Raw genomic sequence first — 17,591 nt, 5'->3', positions numbered from 1 at the left:
GCTGATGGTTTGGTGTTGGAAATTAGCCGGCGGGTTCCTCCCTATCGACGGAATGTCCGGCGAAATCCTCCAACTGCCGCCCCACTCAGAACATGGGAACCGCACCCCAGTTGAATTCTGACAAAGCACCATCTAACGCTGAATTGCGAAGGAAGTTCCGTTCAACACGAAAGGTCAGCTGGCTTCATTTTCCAGGCGAGCGAGTTCGGTGCGTTCCATCTGTTGCGGGCGTTGCATCGCGATTGGTTGCTTGTTTCTGATTGGCAGTCTGGTGGAACTGGCGCCATTGATCTGGTCGGGCCAGGCGCCGCCGATTTGATATGACTTCAATCGTTGGCCCACTCCTTTGGGGGGCGATGTAGGGCAGGCGCTTCCGCTATCCCCCCAGCGCGCCCTGCGTGTTCACATACAACGCGTAGATCGACTGGCTCGCCGCCATGAACAGGCGGTTGCGCTTCAGCCCGCCGAAGCAGAGATTGGCGCAGCGCTCGGGCAGCGCGATGCGGCCGATCATGACACCGTCGGGCGCGAACACGACGACGCCGTCGAGTTCGGGATCGCCCATGCCCCAGCCGCACCAGAGATTGCCGTCAATGTCGCAGCGCATGCCGTCCGGGGTGCCTGGCCCGGCATCGATGAAGACGCGCTTGTTGGAGATGGTCGTGCCGTCGGGCGAGACGTCATAGGCCAGGATCTTGCGGTTCGGTTGCCCGCGCGATTCCACCACGTAGAGAATCTTTTCGTCCGGCGAGAAGCACAGCCCGTTCGGGCCGAGCACGCCCTCGGCCACGATGGTCGCCTTGCCGGACGCCGGATCAAGCCGGTAGACGTTCGGGTCGATCTCCGACTCCGCCTTGTAGCCCTCGTAGTTGCCGAGCAGCCCGAACACGGGATCGGTGAACCAGATCGAGCCGTCGGACTTCACGACGACGTCGTTCGGCGAGTTCAGCCGCTTGCCGCCGAACGAGTCCATCAGCACCTTGATCGCGCCGTCATATTCGGTTCGCACCACGCGGCGGCCACCATGCTCGCAGGTGATCAGCCGGCCCTGGCGATCCCTGGTGTTGCCGTTGGCGAAGTTGGAGGGTTTTCGGAAAATGGAAACCGTGCCGGTTTCCTCTTCCCATTTGATGATGCGCTGGTTGGGGATGTCGCTGCACAGGAGGTATCGCCCGTCGCCGAACCACACCGGGCCCTCGGCCCAGCGCAGGCCGGTGGTGAGGCGTTCCACAGCCGAGAGCTTCAGCCAGTATTTCTCAAACCTTGGGTCTAGTGCACTTATCGCCGGATCGGGGTAATAGGTCGCCGGCCGCCATCCTTTCGAGGATTCTTGGGAATGTGACGATGCATCGGACATGTGCAGTTCTCGTTGTTGCGTCCCCTCAGGCCAAGTCTGCTATCATTAGAGCCCCACGACCGCAAACTGGTCGCTACCAACGAGGGAAGAAATGCCGCGTATTTTGATGACGGGAGCTTCGGGCGGAATCGGCAGCGCGATGCGCAAATTGCTGCCGCCGATCTATCCGGATCTCCTGCTCTCCGACATCAAGCCGCCTGCCGATCTCGGCGCCGACGAGAAATTCAAGGCGGCGGACCTGTCTGATCTCGCGCAATGCGAAGCGATCTGCGAGGGCGTCGACGGCATTCTGCATTTCGGCGGCTACTCGGTCGAGGGTTCCTGGGACGACATTCTCCAGGCCAATATCATCGGCGGCTACAATCTGTTCGAGGCGGCGCGCAAGAAGAACGTCAAGCGCGTGGTCTTCGCGTCCTCGAACCACGCCGTCGGCTTCTATCCGCGCCACCACAAGATCGGCGCCGACGTCACCCCGCGTCCCGACGGCCGCTACGGCGTCAGCAAGGTGTTCGGCGAGGCGGTCGGCGCGCTCTATGCCGACAAGCATGGCCTGAAGGTCACCTGCCTCCGCATCGGCAATTTCGGCGAGAAGCCGCTCGACCAGCGCCGGCTCGCGATCTGGCTGAAGCCCGAGGATCTCGTGCAGCTCTGCCGCATTGGCCTCGAGCATCCCGACATCCATTTCGAGATCTTCTACGGCGCCTCGCTCAACGAGCGCGCCTGGTGGGACAACCATCGTGCCTACGACTTCGGCTACCGTCCCACCGGCCGCGCAGAAGACTTTTGGCAGCACGCCATGGCCGAGCAGGCCAAGCTGAAGCCCGATCCAGTCGGCGACTACTATCAGGGCGGCGCGTTCTGCAGCCTCGAGTTCGATGCCGACAAGAGCCGCATCATCGATTGGACCAAGCGCTAGGCGTCCATTCGCAGAATCCGATCAGCCCGCGCGCGACAGCACGCCCTGTCCGCTCTCGCCCTCGGGCGCGGGCAGGGGCAGATCGCCGTAGCGTGTCAGGGCGTCGGAACCGACGCCTTAGACAACGTGCTTGCCAGCCCGGGCCGCGATTGGCCTCTGCACAAGATACATCACGATCAGGGAAATCACCGCCGTTGTAACAACGACGTATCCTAGCCGGTCGAAATGCCGGAGCGAACCATCGGCATCTTGTGCGATGAGTGCGGCGGCGAGCACGGAGCCGAGACCGCCGGAGAGCTGTTGCAGGGAGGCGCCGATCGCGCTGAAGGAGCCGCGTTGTGCCGGCTCGGGGATCGCGGAAATCAACGCTTGCGACGGGATCATGCGTGAAAAGATTCCAACGAACATCAGGACGTTGACCAGGATCGCGACCGTCAAACTCACCTGGCCGAGATGCGTGTAGATGAGCACCATGACGATGGACATGGCGCTGCCGAAGGCAAAGGTGGGAAACTTGCCAAAAGCATCGCTCGCGCGTCCGACCAGCGGTCCGATCAAGATGCTAAACAGACCGGAGACGAGATAGATCGTCGGCAAATGAACGATATCGATGCCGAGATTGTGTACGGTGTAGGCGCTCCCGAACGGCATCAGCATGTAGCCGCCGGTCGCGAGCAGCGTCGTCACCGCGAATGCCATCCAGTAGCGCGGCTGCGCGACCGTTGCGATCAGATGCCGGAACGGGTTTTTATCCTGCTTCAGCAAGAGATGGCCGTTCACCGGTTTCATCAATAACAGCACGGCGGCCATCCCGGCGATCGACACGCCGACCAATGCGCCGAACGCGACGTGCCAGCTCCAATGGTTGGAGAGAAAAAGACCGGCTGGAATGCCCAGCACCTGGCTTGCAGCGAAGGCGGTTTGCACGAAGCCCATGACGCGGCCCCGCAATTGCAGTGCAAAGAGATCGGTCACGATGGCGAGCACAACGGAGCCGATCACGCCGCCGAACAACCCGGTAACGATCCGCCCAAGCAGCAGCACATGATAGTTGGGAGCGATCGCGCAAAGCGCGGTCCCCAGGGTAAACCCGAGATAAAAAAACAACAGCAGCCGCTTGCGATCGAACTGATCGGCAAAGCCGGCCGCCAGGATGCCGGAAATTCCCGCGCTGAATGCGTAGGCGGAGACGGCCACCCCGAACTGCGCGGCCGAAATATCGAGCGCCGGCATGATGATGGCGCCGAGTGGCGACATGATCATGAAATCGATGATGATGGTGAATTGGACAAGCGCCAGCAGCGCGACGAGAATTGACTGGTAGCGCGAAAAGCCGAGGGACACCTCTCGCCGCTCATCGATCGGCTCTGTCAGGGTTTGTTCGGTCATGACATTTTCATTCGGGAGGGAAAAGGATCAGCATGTGCGATGTGCCGCCGGACGCCCGTCCCTATCTATTTCTGGCTCTGCGTAATTTCGATGGCTTGACAAACAGTTTTGAAGCCTGTCTCGGAGCGGTGTCGTCGGGGCAAGCTGCGGTAGGTTCTATCCCACGTTCCATGCATGCCGGGCACTGATATCCAGCTTATTTAAGAGTGCGCAGCTTCGCGTTCAGCTTCCTCGTCCGCGATGCGGGCGAGATAATCCGACTTGCTGAACTGCATGTGATCGACGCAGAGCTGGGCCAGGGCCCAGCTGTCGCGGCCCTTCAACAGCTCGATCATCAATTCGTGCTGGCGCCGTGACAGCGCCAGCCCGTCGCGGTCGGCGAGATTCTTTGCGCGCATCGGCAAGGTCAGGTTCATGTAGTCCTGGAGCGAGCGCACGAGGTAGGGATTGCCGCAGGCCGCGAACAGCGCGACGTGGAAGGCATCGTTGGCTTCGTGGATGCCGCGCAGGTCCTGCATGTCCGCCTTGGCGCAATAGCGCCGCTGCAACTCGGCCAGCTCGTCGATCAGGCTTTGCGGCGCGGGCAGGGGGATCATCAGCGCGGCCTGCCGCGTCAGCATCTCCCGCACTTCATAGATCTGCCGGACCTCGTCGGCCGAATAGAAGCGAACGGTGGCGCCGATGTTCTTCTCGCGCCGCACGATGCCGCGCCGCTCGGCCTCCACGAGCGCCTGGCGAACGAAATGCCGCGAGGTGCCGTAGCGCGACATCAGCGCATCCTCGGTCAGGCGCGCGGCCGGCGCGAAGCGGCCGAAAATGATGTCCTCCTCCAGCCGCGCGACCACGTCGTCCGGGTCCTCGCGCCGAAGCGCCGCCGGGCTTGCACTCAAAATCTCCGTCATCCCCTTGGCCTCCTGGGCCGGGCCCCTGGTTCGGTCGCTCCTGTGGAGCAGGGAGGGAGTGGATTGTCAATAATTTGCCGCGCCGGGCGGTGCTGGGGTTGGAAAAAGGTCTAATGGCGGCCTCTGTTATTGACAATCAGGAGCTAGCCTGTACGACAATGGCGAGGCGAACGGAGTGGCATCATGACGAGTGGCTTGCGCAAAGGGCTGACGAGCTATGGCGATGCCGGCTTCTCGCTGTTCCTGCGCAAGGCCTTCATCAAGGCCATGGGCTATTCGGACGACGCACTCGAGCGCCCGATCGTCGGCATCACCAACACCTACAGCGATTACAATCCCTGTCATGGCAATGTGCCGCAGATCATCGAGGCGGCGAAGCGCGGCGTGATGCTGTCGGGCGCGATGCCATTCGTGTTCCCGACCATCTCGATCGCCGAGAGCTTTGCGCATCCGACCTCGATGTACCTGCGCAATCTTATGGCGATGGATACCGAGGAGATGATCCGCGCCCAGCCGATGGACGCAGTGATCGTGATTGGCGGCTGCGACAAGACGCTGCCCGCGCAGGTGATGGCCGCGATCAGCGCTGACCTGCCGACCGTGGTCATCCCCGTGGGTCCGATGGTCGTCGGCCATCACAAGGGTGAGGTGCTGGGCGCCTGCACGGACTGCCGGCGGCTGTGGGCGAAATATCGCGCGGGCGATATCGATGACGTCGAGATCGAGGCGGTCAACGGCCGGCTCGCGCCATCGGTCGGCACCTGCATGGTGATGGGCACGGCCTCGACCATGGCCTGCATGATCGAGGCGCTTGGCCTTTCGCTGCCGATGAGCGCGACGATCCCGGCGCCGCACGCCGAGCGCTTCCGTCTGGCTGAAGCGAGCGGCAAGGTCGCCGCCGGGATGGCCAAGACCAAGGGGCCGAAGCCGAGCGAACTGCTGACGCCGGCCTCGTTCAGGAATGCGCAGGTCGTGCTGCAAGCGATCGGCGGCTCGACCAACGGCCTGATTCATCTCACCGCGATGGCGCACCGCTCGCCGCACCGGCTCGATCTCGATGCCTTCGACAAGCTCGGCCGCGAGGTGCCGGTGCTGGTCGACCTAAAACCCTCCGGCGAGCATTATATGGAGCATTTCCACCACGCGGGCGGCGTGCCGCAACTCCTGGCGCAGCTCGGCGATCTCATCGATCTCGACGCCAAGACGATATCCGGACAAACGCTCCGCGATATCGTTGCCCATGCGGAAGACGTGCCCGGACAAGATGCCATCCGCCCGCGCGACAATCCGATCAAGCCCGAGGGCGGGCTTGCCGTCCTGCACGGCAATCTCGCGCCGCGTGGCGCGGTCATCAAGCAATCTGCTGCGAGCCCCAAGCTGTTGCAGCACACCGGGCGTGCCGTGGTGTTCGAATCGGTCGAGGACATGACCCTGCGGGTCGACGATCCCGATCTCGACGTGACCGCCGATGACGTGCTGGTGCTGCGCAATGCCGGGCCGAAGGGAGCGCCCGGCATGCCCGAGGCCGGCTACTTGCCGATCCCGAAGAAGCTGGCGCGTGGTGGTACCAAGGACATGGTGCGCATCTCGGACGCGCGCATGAGCGGTACGGCCTTCGGCACAATCGTGCTCCACATCACGCCGGAATCCGCCGTCGGCGGTCCGTTGGCGCTGGTGAAGAACGGCGACATGATCCGGCTGGACGTTGCCAAGCGCAGCATCGAGCTTCTGGTTGATGACGCGGAGTTGGCGCGCCGCCGCATCGCCTTTAAGCTTCCGGCGACGTCCGGCGACGCCAGGCGCGGCTATGCCTGGTTGTTCAACGAAACCATTTTGCAGGCCGACGAGGGCTGCGACTTCGATTTCATGCAGAGGACTGGACCAAAGACCGAGAAGGGGTGAGCGACCACCCGCAAAACTCTTCAGCCGCAAAAGCGGCGAACGATAAAACAGGGGGAGACGATGATTGCACGATCCATGCTTGGGCTGGCGGCAACGGCCGCGATCCTGTTCGCAACTAGCGCATCGGCACAAGAGGTGAAGCATTATCGCTTCGCCTATGACCAGCCGCGCAACACCGGCTATTCGATCGCCGGCGATCTCTTTGCCGACAAGCTCAAGGAATTGAGCAAGGGCACCATGATCATCGATCAATATCCCGGCGCGCAGCTGGGCCAGGAGCCGCAGGTGCTCCAGCTCGTGAAGGCGGGCGACGTCGAATTTGCGATCATCTCGTCGGCAAACACCGCGACGATCTCGCCGCAGGCCGGCGTGATGTCGCTGCACTTCCTGTTCCGCGACGAAAACCACGTTATCAAGGGCCTCGCCGATCCCCGCGTGTTCGAGGCGCTGAGGACCATGATCGACGAGACCACGCAGGGCCTGCACGTGATCGCGACGGGCTCGCAGGGCGTGCGTCACATGTACAGCAAGAGGGAGATTCACAACGTTGGCGACATCAAGGGGCTGAAGGTCCGCGTGCAGGCGACTGCGACGGAGGACACCATGTTCCCGGCCTACGGCGCTCAGACCGTGCACATGCCGTTCGGCAGCGTCTACACCTCGCTGCAGACCGGCGTGGTCGACGTCGCCGAGAACAGCATCAACGTCTATCTCGTCAACAAGCACTACGAGGTCGCGCCGGTGCTCAACATCACCGAGCACGAGGCCAACAACGCGCTGGTATTCGTCTCCGACAAGCTCTGGCAGAGCCTGTCGGCCGAGCAAAAGCAGTGGGTGCAGACCGCGGCGAACGAGATCAGCTCGAAGGAGCCGCAAAAGGCGTTCGATCTCGAGCGCAGCGCGGCCGCGAAGCTGAAGAAGTTGGGCGTCAAGATCGTCGACAATGTCGACAAGAAGAGCTTTACGGCGATCGCCGATCCCTATCTCGACAAGCTCGCCAAGGAGCTCGGCCCGCACGCCGAGAAGATCAAGGATTTGATCCGGTCGATCAACTAACGTGATGCCGGAAGCCGGTGCGCTCCCTCTCCCGCTTGCGGGAGAGGGTCGGGGAGAGGGTGTCTCCATGGAGAGATTCCCAATGAGGAGAGAGCCCTCACCCGGCGCTCCGCGCCGACCTCTCCCGCAAGCGGGAGAGGTGTAGCCAAGCTACAGCCGGGAACAACGATGGCCATAGCCGACAAACTGCTCGTTCAGCGCCAGCGTCACCTGAAGTGGCGCAGCCTCGACTGGCTCGAGCTTGCGCTGATGATGCTTTGCGGCGTGCTGTGCTTCGGCTTCTCGCTGTCGGTGACCGCCGACATCGTCACCCGCACCATCGGTCATCCCTGGCTGTGGCTCCAGGAGGTCACCTCGACGCTGTTCATCTACGCGATATTCATCGGCACGGCAGCCGCGACGCGGCGCAACGATCATCTCTATCTCACGGCGATCTCCGAGGCGATGCACGGAACGCCGCGGCTGATCGTCGAGGTCGTCATTCGCATCGTCGTGCTCGGCGTCGCCGCCTGCCTGATCTGGTACGGCTATCTCAACTTTCTCCGCGGCTTCGGCAGTTTTCGCCTGCCGTCGGGCACACCGATCGCCTCCCTGTATGCCATCATCCCGGTGTCAGGCGTCCTGATCGGCCTGTTCACCATCGAGCAACTCGTCAACGGCCTGCGCAACGGTTTTGATCATCCCGAGCCGCTAGACGAAGATGCCGCGCCTCCCGCGACTGGCGAGACGAGGGTGCAGCCGTGAGCGCACCCGTCGTTCTGGCGTTGATGTCGTTCTGCTTCCTGTTCTTCGGCTATCTCGGCGTGCCCGTGCCGTTCTCGCTGATGGCCGGCGTTTTCATCGGCGCGATCCTGTCCGACGTCTCGCTCGCCGCCATCATCCAGAAGATCTTTGACGGCGTCGATTCCGAAGCGCTGCTGGCGATCCCGTTCTTCCTGCTGGTTGGCGAGCTCATGAGCTCGGCGAACGTGGTGGTAAGAATCGCGAATTTGTCGGTATCGCTGGTCGGACATATCAGGGGTGGTCTGTCACAGGTCGTCGTCGTTTTCAGTATGTTCTTTTCGGAAATGTCAGGCTCGACAACGGCCGACGTCGCCGTGATGAGCCGCGCGCTGGGCGGCCCCATGAAGCGCGAAGGCTACGAGCCGGCATTCATCGCTGCGATCATTGCGTCGGCCTCGACGATTGCGGCGCTGGTGCCGCCGAGCATCACGGCGGTGGTCTATGGCGCCGTCGGCAACGTCTCGATCGCCGGCCTGTTCATGGCGGGCGTGGTGCCCGGCCTGATGATCGGCTTCGGCCTGATGATCTACTGCTATTTCTTCGGCCCCTCGGGCCTGCGCAAGCCGCGCGCGCCGCTGCGGCAAGTGGTGTTCGCCGCAGGCGATGCGGCCTTGCCGCTGATGATCCCGGTGATCCTGCTCGGCGGCATCTTGACCGGCTGGTTCACGCCGACGGAAGCCGGCGTCGTCGCCGTGGCCTGGATCATCCTGGTCGTGATCCCCGCATTGAACCGGGGCCACTTCAAGAAGATTCCGTACGACTTCTGCCTCGCCGGGCTGATCTTCTCGCTGCCGCTGATCACGATCGGCGCGGCGAACGCGTTCGGCTGGATGCTCGCTTATTTGCGGGGCGCGAACTATATCGCGGAATGGATCACCTCCATCGCCGGCAACGATCCGCACCTGATCATGCTCTTGATGGTGCTGCTGTTCACCGTGGTCGGCGACTTCATCGAGCCGGTGCCGACCATCATCATCTTCATGCCGCTGGTCAACGCTCTGACGGAGGCGGGCGACATCAACGGCGTGCATATGGGCGTGGTGCTGATCGCAACGCTCGCCTTCGGCCTGATCACACCGCCCTATGGCCTCGTGCTGCTGATGGCATCGAAATTCGTCGGTATCAGCTTTGCCAAGGCGCTGCGCGCCGCTTTGTCGATCTACGTCGTGTTCTTCGCCACGATTGCCTTTGCAATCTACTTTCCGAGCGTGGTGCTGTGGCTGCCGCGACACGTGCTTCCCGAGTCGGTCGGTTGCTTCAAATCTCCGGCGGGCACGGGGTATATCTGCCCTCAGTAGCGAAGTTCCTCGACGCGCCATCCCTCCTGTGAGGGCACGTAGCGAAACGGCGTGCCGTGGCGGTTCTGAAAAAAGCTGCCGCACAGCGATCGCGCGAGCGCCTGCATCACCGCATCATGGCAGACGAACAGGATATGCTCGTCGGGGTCCCGCTTCAGCCACGCCGACACGCAAACCAGCGACCGTTCGGTGACGACGTCCCAGGCTTCGCCATCGGCCGGTAGAATGGAGATGAGGCCTTCTGCCGATCTGACGCCGTGCTTCTCCATGGCCGCGCGTACGGATAGTCCCTCGAAGCTGCCGAAATCGCACTCGATGATGCCGTCGTCGATCGTCAGCGGCGCCGAGATCGCGGCCGCGATGATCTCGGCCGTTTTCGCAGCACGCACCAAAGGGCTTGTGACGATGCGGCCGATGCCGGCGCCACGCAGCACTTCTGCCGCTGCATGAGCCTGTGTGATGCCATCCGTGTTCAGCGGATTGTCGGTCCGTCCCTGGAAACGACCCTCGCGGTTCCAGTCGGTCGCGCCATGACGGAGGCCGTAGAACGAGCGTGGTGGCGTGAGCACGTTCATTTCGACTTGCTCGTGAATTTCTTCACGGCCACGCGGAAATCCTCCGTATGCATGGCCATGATGATCTTGTGCTCCTCCGCATCGAGCTGCTGCCTCACCGGCGTCGTCGCGGCCTGATAGACCAGCGACTTTGTTCCCGCGATCGCTGCTGGCGGATTTTGCGCGAGGCGCTCTGCAAGCTGCCGTGTGGCGGCCTTGAGCTCGGCCGCGGGAACGACCTTGGCGACGAGTCCCCATTCTTGTGCCTGCTGCGCGGTAAAGCTGTCCTCTGCGAGGAAAATCTGCAGGGCGCGCCTTGTCCCGACGGTTCCGACGATCCCGACCGTGCTGCCGCCGTCTGGCGACACGCCGATCTTGGCATAGGCCGGCGTGAACTTGGCATCTTCCGCGGCGATGCAGAGGTCGGTGACGAAGGCGAGCCCCATGCCGGCGCCGGCGGCCGAGCCGTGGACGCTCGAGAGCGACAGTTTTGGCATGCGCCTGAGGGTCTCGATGAAGGCGTGATAATGCTTGAGGAGCTCGCCCACGACCGGCGTCACCGTGTTGGCTTCGGCCGCAGCGCCGATGGTCTGCAGATCGCCGCCGGCGCAAAAGGCGCGGCCTTCGCCCTCGATGACGACGACCCTGATCGCGTCGGAGGCCTCGATCTCGGCAGCGAGCTCCTCGAGCCTCTGCGCGATCGCGAGATTGATTGAGTTGAATGCGGCGGGGCGGTTGAGCGTGATGGTGGCGACGCGGCCGTCGATGCGCAGCAGGGCGGCTTCGTCGGGACGAGAGGCGGTGGATGCGGACATGGCAAATCCTCGGCAAGAGGTATTTGCCGCAACTAAATCGCAGAAGGCGAGGGGAGACAATCCCTGCCGCCAGTCGCACTTGCGTTACCGGGAACGATAGGGTCAAATGGCGGTGCCATCGTTTAGGGACGGACACGAGCGCCGGCTCCTCGACCGACAAGGCCAGCAAGCCAAAATCAGTGAGAGAGAGGAGACGACATGGGTAACGCTCGTGTCCAGAAAGTTGGGCTGTTCCGATGACGGTCGGTTCGGTGATTATCGTCGGCGCGGGCCATGGTGGCTACCAGGTCGCCGCGTCGCTGCGTCAGTCCGGCTTTGCCGGTCGCGTCTGCCTGATCAATGACGAGGCACATCTACCCTATCAGCGGCCGCCTCTGTCAAAGGCCTATATCAAGGGCTCGGCTGGCCCTGAAAGCCTGATGTTCCGGCCGGAGAAGTTTTACCAGGATCAGAAGATCGAGTTGATTGCAGGCCGCGCGACCTCGATCGACCGCGCCGGGCGCAAGGTTCATCTCGCCTCCGGCGACACGCTCGATTACGGCCACCTCGTGCTGGCGACGGGCGCGCGCAACCGGCTGCTCGATCTGCCCAACGCCAACCTGCCCGACGTCAAATACCTGCGCATCCTCGATGAGAGCGGGGCGCTGCGAAAGATCATCCCGTCGAAGACACGGGTCGTGGTGATCGGCGCGGGCTTCATTGGACTCGAATTCGCGTCGACCGCCCGGATCAAGGGCCTCGAGGTCGACGTGCTCGAGCTCGCGCCGCGCGTGATGGCGCGCGCGGTGACGGCGGAGGTCTCGGAGTATTTCCAGGAGCGCCATCGCGAAGCCGGCATCCGCATTCATCTCGGCGTGCAGGCGACCAGCATCGAAGCCGAGGGCGGCAAGGTCACCGGCGTCTCCTTGAGCGACGGCCGTCATCTGCCGGCGGATCTCGTCGTGGTCGGCGTCGGCGTGCTGCCGAATATCGAGCTTGCGGCGGAGGCGGGGCTGCCGGTCGCTTCCGGCATTATCGTCGATGAATATCTTTCCACGTCTGATCCGAACATCTCGGCGGTCGGCGATTGTGCGCTGTTCGCCAGCCCACGCTTCGGCGGCTCGCTGCGGCTGGAGTCGGTGCAGAACGCAACCGACCACGCACGCTGCGTGGCGGCGCGGCTGACAGGCGACAGGAAGGTCTATGATGGCCAGCCCTGGTTCTGGAGCGACCAGGGCGACGACAAGCTGCAGATTGCGGGGCTGACCACGGGGTACGGCCGCGTCGTGCTGCGTGGCGATCCCACGAAGAAGGCGTTCTCGGCTTTCTGCTACAAGGGCGACAAGCTGCTCGGCATCGAATCCATCAACCGCGCCGGCGATCATATGTTCGGCCGCCGCCTGCTCGGCATGGACCGCTCGCTCGCGCCCGAGAAGGCCGCGGACGAAAGCTTCGATCTGAAGAGCGCGCTGGCTTGATCAGGGTCCGTTGAGGACGGCGGAAACTTCTTCCGCCGTCGGCATCGAGGGGCCGGCGCCCATGCGCTGCACGGAGATCGAGGCGGCGGCATTGGCAAAGGCAAGCGCGTCGCGCAGGACTGCGCCGCCTGCAAGCTGCGCGGCAAGCGCGCCGACGAAGCAATCGCCGGCGCCGGTTGTGTCGACCGCCTTCACTGCGCGGCCCCGTACGATCAGCTCTTCGCTGCCGGCGAGCGCGACGACACCACGCTTGCCGAGCGTGATGCAGATGGTCTGATCCGAGCTCGCTTGAAGCCGCCGCGCCGCATCTAGGATCCGCGCGACGTCATCGCTGTCGGACAACGCCACGTCGGCGAGCAGGCCAAGCTCGGTCTCGTTCAGCACGAGGACGTCGACCAGCTCGAGCAGGTCGCGGCCGAATTTCTGTGCCGGTGCCGGGTTGAGCATCGTCCTCGCCTGCGCCGCACGGGCGCGCCGGAAAAAGGCGGCAATCGTGGGTGGCGGAATCTCGAACTGGCTGACCGCGACATCGCCCTTCACCAGCGGCGCGACACCGACGTCCTCGGCGCTGACCAGTGCGTTGGTACCGGGAATGACGACGATGGTATTGTCGGCCTCAGCGACGGTGATGATGGCGGTGCCGGTATGGGCCCCCGCCGTCTCCTGGACATAGCCGAGATCGATGCCTTGACCTTCGAGGAACGCCTTCAGCTCCGTACCGAAGGAGTCCTTGCCGAGCCGGCCGATCAGTGTGGTCCGCGCGCCGAGCCTTGAGGCTGCGACCGCCTGGTTGGCACCCTTGCCTCCGGGGAAGTAAAGCACCTCTTTGCCGGCGACGGTCTCGCCGACCCTCGGATGGCGATCGGCGGTCGCCACCACATCCATGTTGATGCTGCCGGCGACGAAAACGCGCCCCATCTGAACCCCCTAGAGCATGATCCGGACTCGCAGGGCCGCGTTAGCGAACTGTGCAGCGGCTTTCCGAAAAGATCATGCTCGAACAAAAAAACTAGACCCTGACCTCGAATTCCTGCCTGACTTTGGCGATGTCGACAAGGGTCGGCAGTCCGGCCTCATTGCCGAGGCGCTGTATCTTGTGGGTCGAGGCGGCGCGGGCGAAGTCGAAATGCTCGCGCCAGGTTTTGCCGGGGTGGGCGAGGTAGGAATAGATGTAGGCGCCGTGGAACACGTCGCCGGCGCCGTTGGTGTCGATCACGCGCTCGCGCGGGATCGGCATCGCGGGCATGATGTCGACCGCTCCGGTCTCGTTGTACCAGAGCAGGCCTTTCTCACCCATGGTGACGCCGCCGATCTTGCAGCCGCGGCTCTTGAGATAATCGAGCATCTTGTCCGGCGTCAGATCCATCTGCTCGCACAGTCGCTCCGCGACGATCGCAACATCGATGAATTCCAGGAGCTCATGCGTGTTGGTGCGCAGGCCGCCGCCGTCGAGCGAGGTCAAAATGCCGGCCTCACGGCACACCTTGGCGTAGTGGATCGCAGCATCCGGTTGGTGGCCATCGATATGCAGCGCGCGGCAGCTGCCGAGATTGAGGATCGGGAAGGGATGGATGTGGTGATCGTCGCGACAGCGGACGATCGCCCGCTTGCCGTCCTTGGGCATGATGAAGGACAGCGAGGACTGGTTGACCTTCCGGTTGTGCAGCGAGATCGCGTATTTGGCGCACATGTCCTGGAACATGCGGCCAAGCCAGTCGTTCGCGACGGTCGCGATCAGGTCGGGCACGATTCCCAGCTTGGCGCAGCAGAAAGCCGCCGTCACCGCATTGCCGCCGAAGGAGACCGCGTAGGCGTCCGCCACGTGCTTCTCGTCGCCGGTCGGCATGTGGTCGGTAATGAAGGTGACGTCGATATAGGTCTGTCCGATAAAGAGAGCCTGCATTGGTTGTCCGTGATGCGCTGGGTGGTCCCGGCCGGCGGCATTACATTAGCACCGCTTCCGCGGATGGAACGCGGAATTTATTCGCAAAGGCACCGCCCTCAGCGCTTGAGGTGAGCATAGGCCCGGAATACGACCATCACCGGGCAATGCCAAGCCCGGACAAATGCCGAATTTCGACCCGTGTTCCGGGTCGATCAAATAGGGGGGAACATGATCACCGGCCTCGATCACGTGGTCGCCCTGGTCAGCGATATCGCCGCCGCCAGGGCTGCCTATCAGACCCTGCTGGCACGGGCACCGGCCTGGCAGAACTCCGCAGACGGCACCGACCGCGTGCTGTTCACCCTCGACAACATGACGCTGGAATTGATGGCGCCGAGCGGTTTCGGCGTCACCGCCGATCGGATGCGCGCGTTGCTGGATGACCGTGAGGGCATGCTCGCAAGCCTGTGCTTCCGCGTCGCAGACATTGGCAAGATGTACCGGCGGCTCGACCGGGTGGCGCTGAAGCCGGAGGCGGTCGCGGAGGTCGAGAGCCGCGACCACGGGAGCGGCGCGGTGCTGCACTGGAAGCGCACCCGCACACCCACCGAACTCACGCGCGGCGTGCGCATGTTCTTTCTCGAGCTCGCCGAGCAGCGCCCGATCTCTGGTGTGACCGACGTCGGCCCGATCGAAGGGCTCGACCACGTCGTGGTCGCGACCGAGGATTCCGAGCGTGCCGCGGCGCTCTATGGCGCCCGGCTCGGACTCGACCTGGCGCTCGACCGCTCGCATCACGACTGGGGCCAGCTGATGTTCTTCCGCTGCGGCGATCTCATCGTCGAGGTGGTGCGCCGGCCGGTCGCGGGCGGCGACCTGACCCACGACCGGCTCTGGGGCCTGAGCTGGCGCGTCGCCGACATCGAAGCGACCCGCGCCCGCCTGATCGCCGCGGGCGTCGACGTCAGCGAGGTGCGCAACGGCCGGAAGCCGGGCACGCGGGTGATGACGGTGCGCTCAGGCACCTGCGGCATCCAGACGATCCTCCTCGAGCGAGCACCGAAGCCGGCAGCGTGATCGCTCGCATTCTCAAACCTTCTCGCGCGTGATACATGCAATCGGGACAAGCATTGGCGGGCAACCGGTTTGGCGAAGGCAAAACGAACTCTCAAATGGCAGCGCGACCCGGAAGGGATGCGGCTTCGCATCCTTGAAGCCGCCAAGCAGGAGTTTTCGGCCCATGGCCTTGCGGGTGCCCGCGTCGACCGCATCGCGGCCAAAGCCGGCGCCAACAAGCGCATGCTGTACTACCACGTCGGCAAGAAGGACGAACTTTATCTCGCCGTGCTCGAGGGCGCCTATGAGAAGATACGCAACGAGGAGCGGGGGCTCGATCTCGAGCATCTCGATCCGCCCGAGGCCATCAAGCGGCTGATCGAGTTCACCTGGAATTACTTTCTCCAGAATCCCGAGTTCCTGTCACTGCTCCAGACCGAGAACCTCGCGCGCGCAAAACATCTGAAGCGCTCGACCAAGGTCAAGTCGATGCACTCGCCCTTCGTCGAGATGATCCGTACCGTGGTCCGCCGCGGCGTCGAGAGCGGTGACTTCCGGGTCGCGGTCGATCCGGTGCAGCTCTACATTTCGATTGCGGCGCTCACCTTCTTCTATCTCTCCAACAGCGCGACGCTGAGCGTGATCTTCGGCCGCGACCTGCTGGCGAAAGACGCCAAGGAGGAGCGGCTTGCGCATATGGTCGGTCTCGTGCTGGCGGCGCTGACTGGGCGCTCGGCGGAATTGTTCGACATGGTCAAGGCGGCGAAGCCGCGCATCCGGCAGCATCAACCGGTCTAGCTGGCGCTGTTTCGCGGCCGACAAAAAAACATCTTCCGTAGCCCGGATGGAGCGCAGCGTAATCCGGGACATCATCCAGCGGGCGCCAACCCCGGATTTCGCTTCGCTTCATCCGGGCTACGAGAGCCAGCCGGTCCGTTTCCCTCGCAGCACCCGACGCGACAGCAAACCAAAACCTCGAAAACAACCCCATGCAAAGTAGCCGGCAGCCGCCGGCCCAATGCCTCGCGCATTCCGCGAAGCTTTTGACATGGCGGGCAAATCAGCGGCGCGAGGCCATCACCGACATACCGTTCGACCCATCCTGGGTACCGCTTCCATAACCCCAGCCGTCATCGCCCGCGAATGCGGGCGATCCAGTATTCCAGAGGCAGTGCGAGGATACAGAGAAGCTGCGGCGTACTGGATTCCCCGCTTTCGCGGGGAATGACAACTGAAAGTGCGGCGCGACTGTACCGCGACCTAAACAAAGAAGCGGGAACAGCCACAAAACGCCGCAGAGGAAAGCGCTGGACAGTATTTATCCAACGAGTTAATTTCTCCCAAGAACGAAAAAGAAGACCGGGAGTGAGATGTGGCGGAGGCCAAACCGCAAAGCGCGCTTTCGAAGTTGCTGAACGCGGCCTGGGTGCGGCCGTTCCTGTTCCTGGTCTTCATTGTCATTGCCTGGGATCTCGCGATCCGGCTGTTCAAGATTCCCGCCTACCAGATCCCGGCGCCGGCCGACGTCGTCGCGGTGCTGCGCACCGACTGGCCGGAACTGTTGCGGCAGTGCTGGCCGACCACCTATGCGACGGTCTGCGGTTTCCTGCTGTCCGCGCTGTTCGGCATCCCCGTGGCGATGCTGATCGCGGGCTCGAAGACGGTGGAGAGCTACGTCTATCCGCTTTTGGTGTTCTCGCAGTCCGTGCCGAAGATCGCGATCGCGCCGCTGTTCGTGGTCTGGTTCGGCTTCGGCATCATTCCAAAAGTGATTTCGGCATTCCTGCTCGGCTTCTTCCCCGTGGTGGTTTCTGCCGTGCAAGGCTTCAAGTCGGTCGATCCCGATATGGTCGATCTCGCCCGCGCCATGCAGGGCAGCCGCTTCCAGGTGTTCCGCGCGGTGAACCTGCCGCATGCGCTGCCGGCAATCTTCTCCGGCCTGAAAGTCTCGGTGACGCTCGCGGTGGTCGGCGCGGTGGTCGGCGAGTTCGTCGGTTCCAATTCCGGCATCGGCTACGTCATGCAGCGCTCGATCGGAACGTTCGACCTGCCGACGATGTTCGCGGCGCTGGTGATTCTGGCGCTGCTCGGCGTGGTGCTGTTCTGGATCGTCGACCGGATCGAGCGCCTCGTCATTCCCTGGCATGTCAGCCAGCGCGAGGACGTCATTTTCGCCTCATGAGCCAACCAACGGCCAGCAACGGCCGAAGCCAAAAAAGGA

The 17,591-nt window shown here is 63.3% G+C and carries 17 protein-coding genes; 9 read left to right on the top strand and 8 right to left on the bottom strand.

From position 1 onward, the window contains the following. Positions 1 to 174 precede the first annotated feature (174 nt). Positions 175 to 330, bottom strand: a complete 156-nt coding sequence (locus SO156_RS26155; protein WP_498536760.1) for a hypothetical protein — start codon at positions 328 to 330, stop codon at positions 175 to 177. 46 nt (positions 331 to 376) lie between these two features. Next, positions 377 to 1,357: an SMP-30/gluconolactonase/LRE family protein gene (locus SO156_RS26150; protein WP_498536759.1), complete on the bottom strand. Its 981-nt coding sequence runs from the start codon at positions 1,355 to 1,357 to the stop codon at positions 377 to 379. Positions 1,358 to 1,448: 91 nt separating this feature from the next. Between SO156_RS26150 and SO156_RS26145 the strand changes: the two genes are divergently transcribed. Beyond that, positions 1,449 to 2,273: an NAD-dependent epimerase/dehydratase family protein gene (locus SO156_RS26145; protein ID WP_458144418.1), complete on the top strand. Its 825-nt coding sequence runs from the start codon at positions 1,449 to 1,451 to the stop codon at positions 2,271 to 2,273. Between the two features lie 117 nt (positions 2,274 to 2,390). Here the strand turns inward: SO156_RS26145 and SO156_RS26140 are convergent, their stop codons facing one another. Together SO156_RS26140 and SO156_RS26135 are read right to left on the bottom strand one after the other, a co-directional pair. After that, entirely contained in the window at positions 2,391 to 3,662 is a 1,272-nt protein-coding gene (locus tag SO156_RS26140; RefSeq protein ID WP_498536758.1) for an MFS transporter, read from the bottom strand. Positions 3,663 to 3,862: 200 nt separating this feature from the next. Beyond that, positions 3,863 to 4,564 (bottom strand): GntR family transcriptional regulator, encoded by a 702-nt coding sequence (locus SO156_RS26135; protein ID WP_458144416.1) that lies wholly within the window; start codon positions 4,562 to 4,564, stop codon positions 3,863 to 3,865. Positions 4,565 to 4,747: 183 nt separating this feature from the next. Between SO156_RS26135 and SO156_RS26130 the strand changes: the two genes are divergently transcribed. From SO156_RS26130 to SO156_RS26115, 4 genes are all read left to right on the top strand, one after another. Further along, complete coding sequence (locus SO156_RS26130; protein WP_498536757.1) at positions 4,748 to 6,466, top strand: IlvD/Edd family dehydratase; 1,719 nt, start codon at positions 4,748 to 4,750, stop codon at positions 6,464 to 6,466. A gap of 60 nt (positions 6,467 to 6,526) precedes the next feature. Continuing rightward, positions 6,527 to 7,522, top strand: a complete 996-nt coding sequence (locus SO156_RS26125) for a TRAP transporter substrate-binding protein (protein WP_498536756.1) — start codon at positions 6,527 to 6,529, stop codon at positions 7,520 to 7,522. A gap of 168 nt (positions 7,523 to 7,690) precedes the next feature. Further along, entirely contained in the window at positions 7,691 to 8,266 is a 576-nt protein-coding gene (locus SO156_RS26120) for a TRAP transporter small permease (RefSeq protein ID WP_498536755.1), read from the top strand. After that, on the top strand, positions 8,263 to 9,603 hold the full coding sequence (locus SO156_RS26115; protein WP_498536754.1) for a TRAP transporter large permease: 1,341 nt from the start codon (positions 8,263 to 8,265) through the stop codon (positions 9,601 to 9,603). The genes SO156_RS26120 and SO156_RS26115 overlap by 4 nt, the downstream gene beginning before the upstream one ends. Here SO156_RS26115 and SO156_RS26110 read toward each other — a convergent pair. Both SO156_RS26110 and SO156_RS26105 read right to left on the bottom strand, forming a co-directional pair. Then, entirely contained in the window at positions 9,597 to 10,178 is a 582-nt protein-coding gene (locus SO156_RS26110; protein WP_498536753.1) for a histidine phosphatase family protein, read from the bottom strand. The two genes, SO156_RS26115 and SO156_RS26110, sit on opposite strands and share 7 nt — an antisense overlap. Then, positions 10,175 to 10,972, bottom strand: a complete 798-nt coding sequence (locus SO156_RS26105) for an enoyl-CoA hydratase/isomerase family protein (RefSeq protein ID WP_498536752.1) — start codon at positions 10,970 to 10,972, stop codon at positions 10,175 to 10,177. Before SO156_RS26105 ends, SO156_RS26110 begins: the two co-directional genes overlap by 4 nt. Positions 10,973 to 11,208: 236 nt before the next feature. Between SO156_RS26105 and SO156_RS26100 the strand changes: the two genes are divergently transcribed. After that, complete coding sequence (locus tag SO156_RS26100) at positions 11,209 to 12,429, top strand: NAD(P)/FAD-dependent oxidoreductase (RefSeq protein WP_498536751.1); 1,221 nt, start codon at positions 11,209 to 11,211, stop codon at positions 12,427 to 12,429. Here SO156_RS26100 and rbsK read toward each other — a convergent pair whose 3' ends face one another. Both rbsK and SO156_RS26090 read right to left on the bottom strand, forming a co-directional pair. Next, positions 12,430 to 13,347, bottom strand: a complete 918-nt coding sequence (gene rbsK / locus SO156_RS26095) for a ribokinase (RefSeq protein ID WP_498536750.1) — start codon at positions 13,345 to 13,347, stop codon at positions 12,430 to 12,432. Positions 13,348 to 13,438: 91 nt separating this feature from the next. Continuing rightward, positions 13,439 to 14,332, bottom strand: a complete 894-nt coding sequence (locus SO156_RS26090; RefSeq protein WP_458144407.1) for a sugar kinase — start codon at positions 14,330 to 14,332, stop codon at positions 13,439 to 13,441. Positions 14,333 to 14,542: 210 nt separating this feature from the next. Between SO156_RS26090 and SO156_RS26085 the strand changes: the two genes are divergently transcribed. The 3 genes from SO156_RS26085 to SO156_RS26075 all read left to right on the top strand — a co-directional run bounded on the left by SO156_RS26085 (position 14,543) and on the right by SO156_RS26075 (position 17,552). Further along, entirely contained in the window at positions 14,543 to 15,391 is an 849-nt protein-coding gene (locus SO156_RS26085) for a VOC family protein (RefSeq protein ID WP_498536749.1), read from the top strand. Positions 15,392 to 15,508: 117 nt separating this feature from the next. Next, complete coding sequence (locus SO156_RS26080) at positions 15,509 to 16,168, top strand: TetR/AcrR family transcriptional regulator (RefSeq protein ID WP_498536748.1); 660 nt, start codon at positions 15,509 to 15,511, stop codon at positions 16,166 to 16,168. 574 nt (positions 16,169 to 16,742) lie between these two features. Continuing rightward, the gene (locus SO156_RS26075) at positions 16,743 to 17,552 is read left to right on the top strand and encodes an ABC transporter permease (protein WP_498536747.1); all 810 of its coding nucleotides are present in this window, start codon (positions 16,743 to 16,745) and stop codon (positions 17,550 to 17,552) included. Positions 17,553 to 17,591 lie beyond the last annotated feature (39 nt).

The sequence above is a fragment of the Bradyrhizobium sp. UFLA05-125 genome (assembly GCF_059803515.1).
This window is presented reverse-complemented; position numbering and strand designations above follow the sequence as displayed.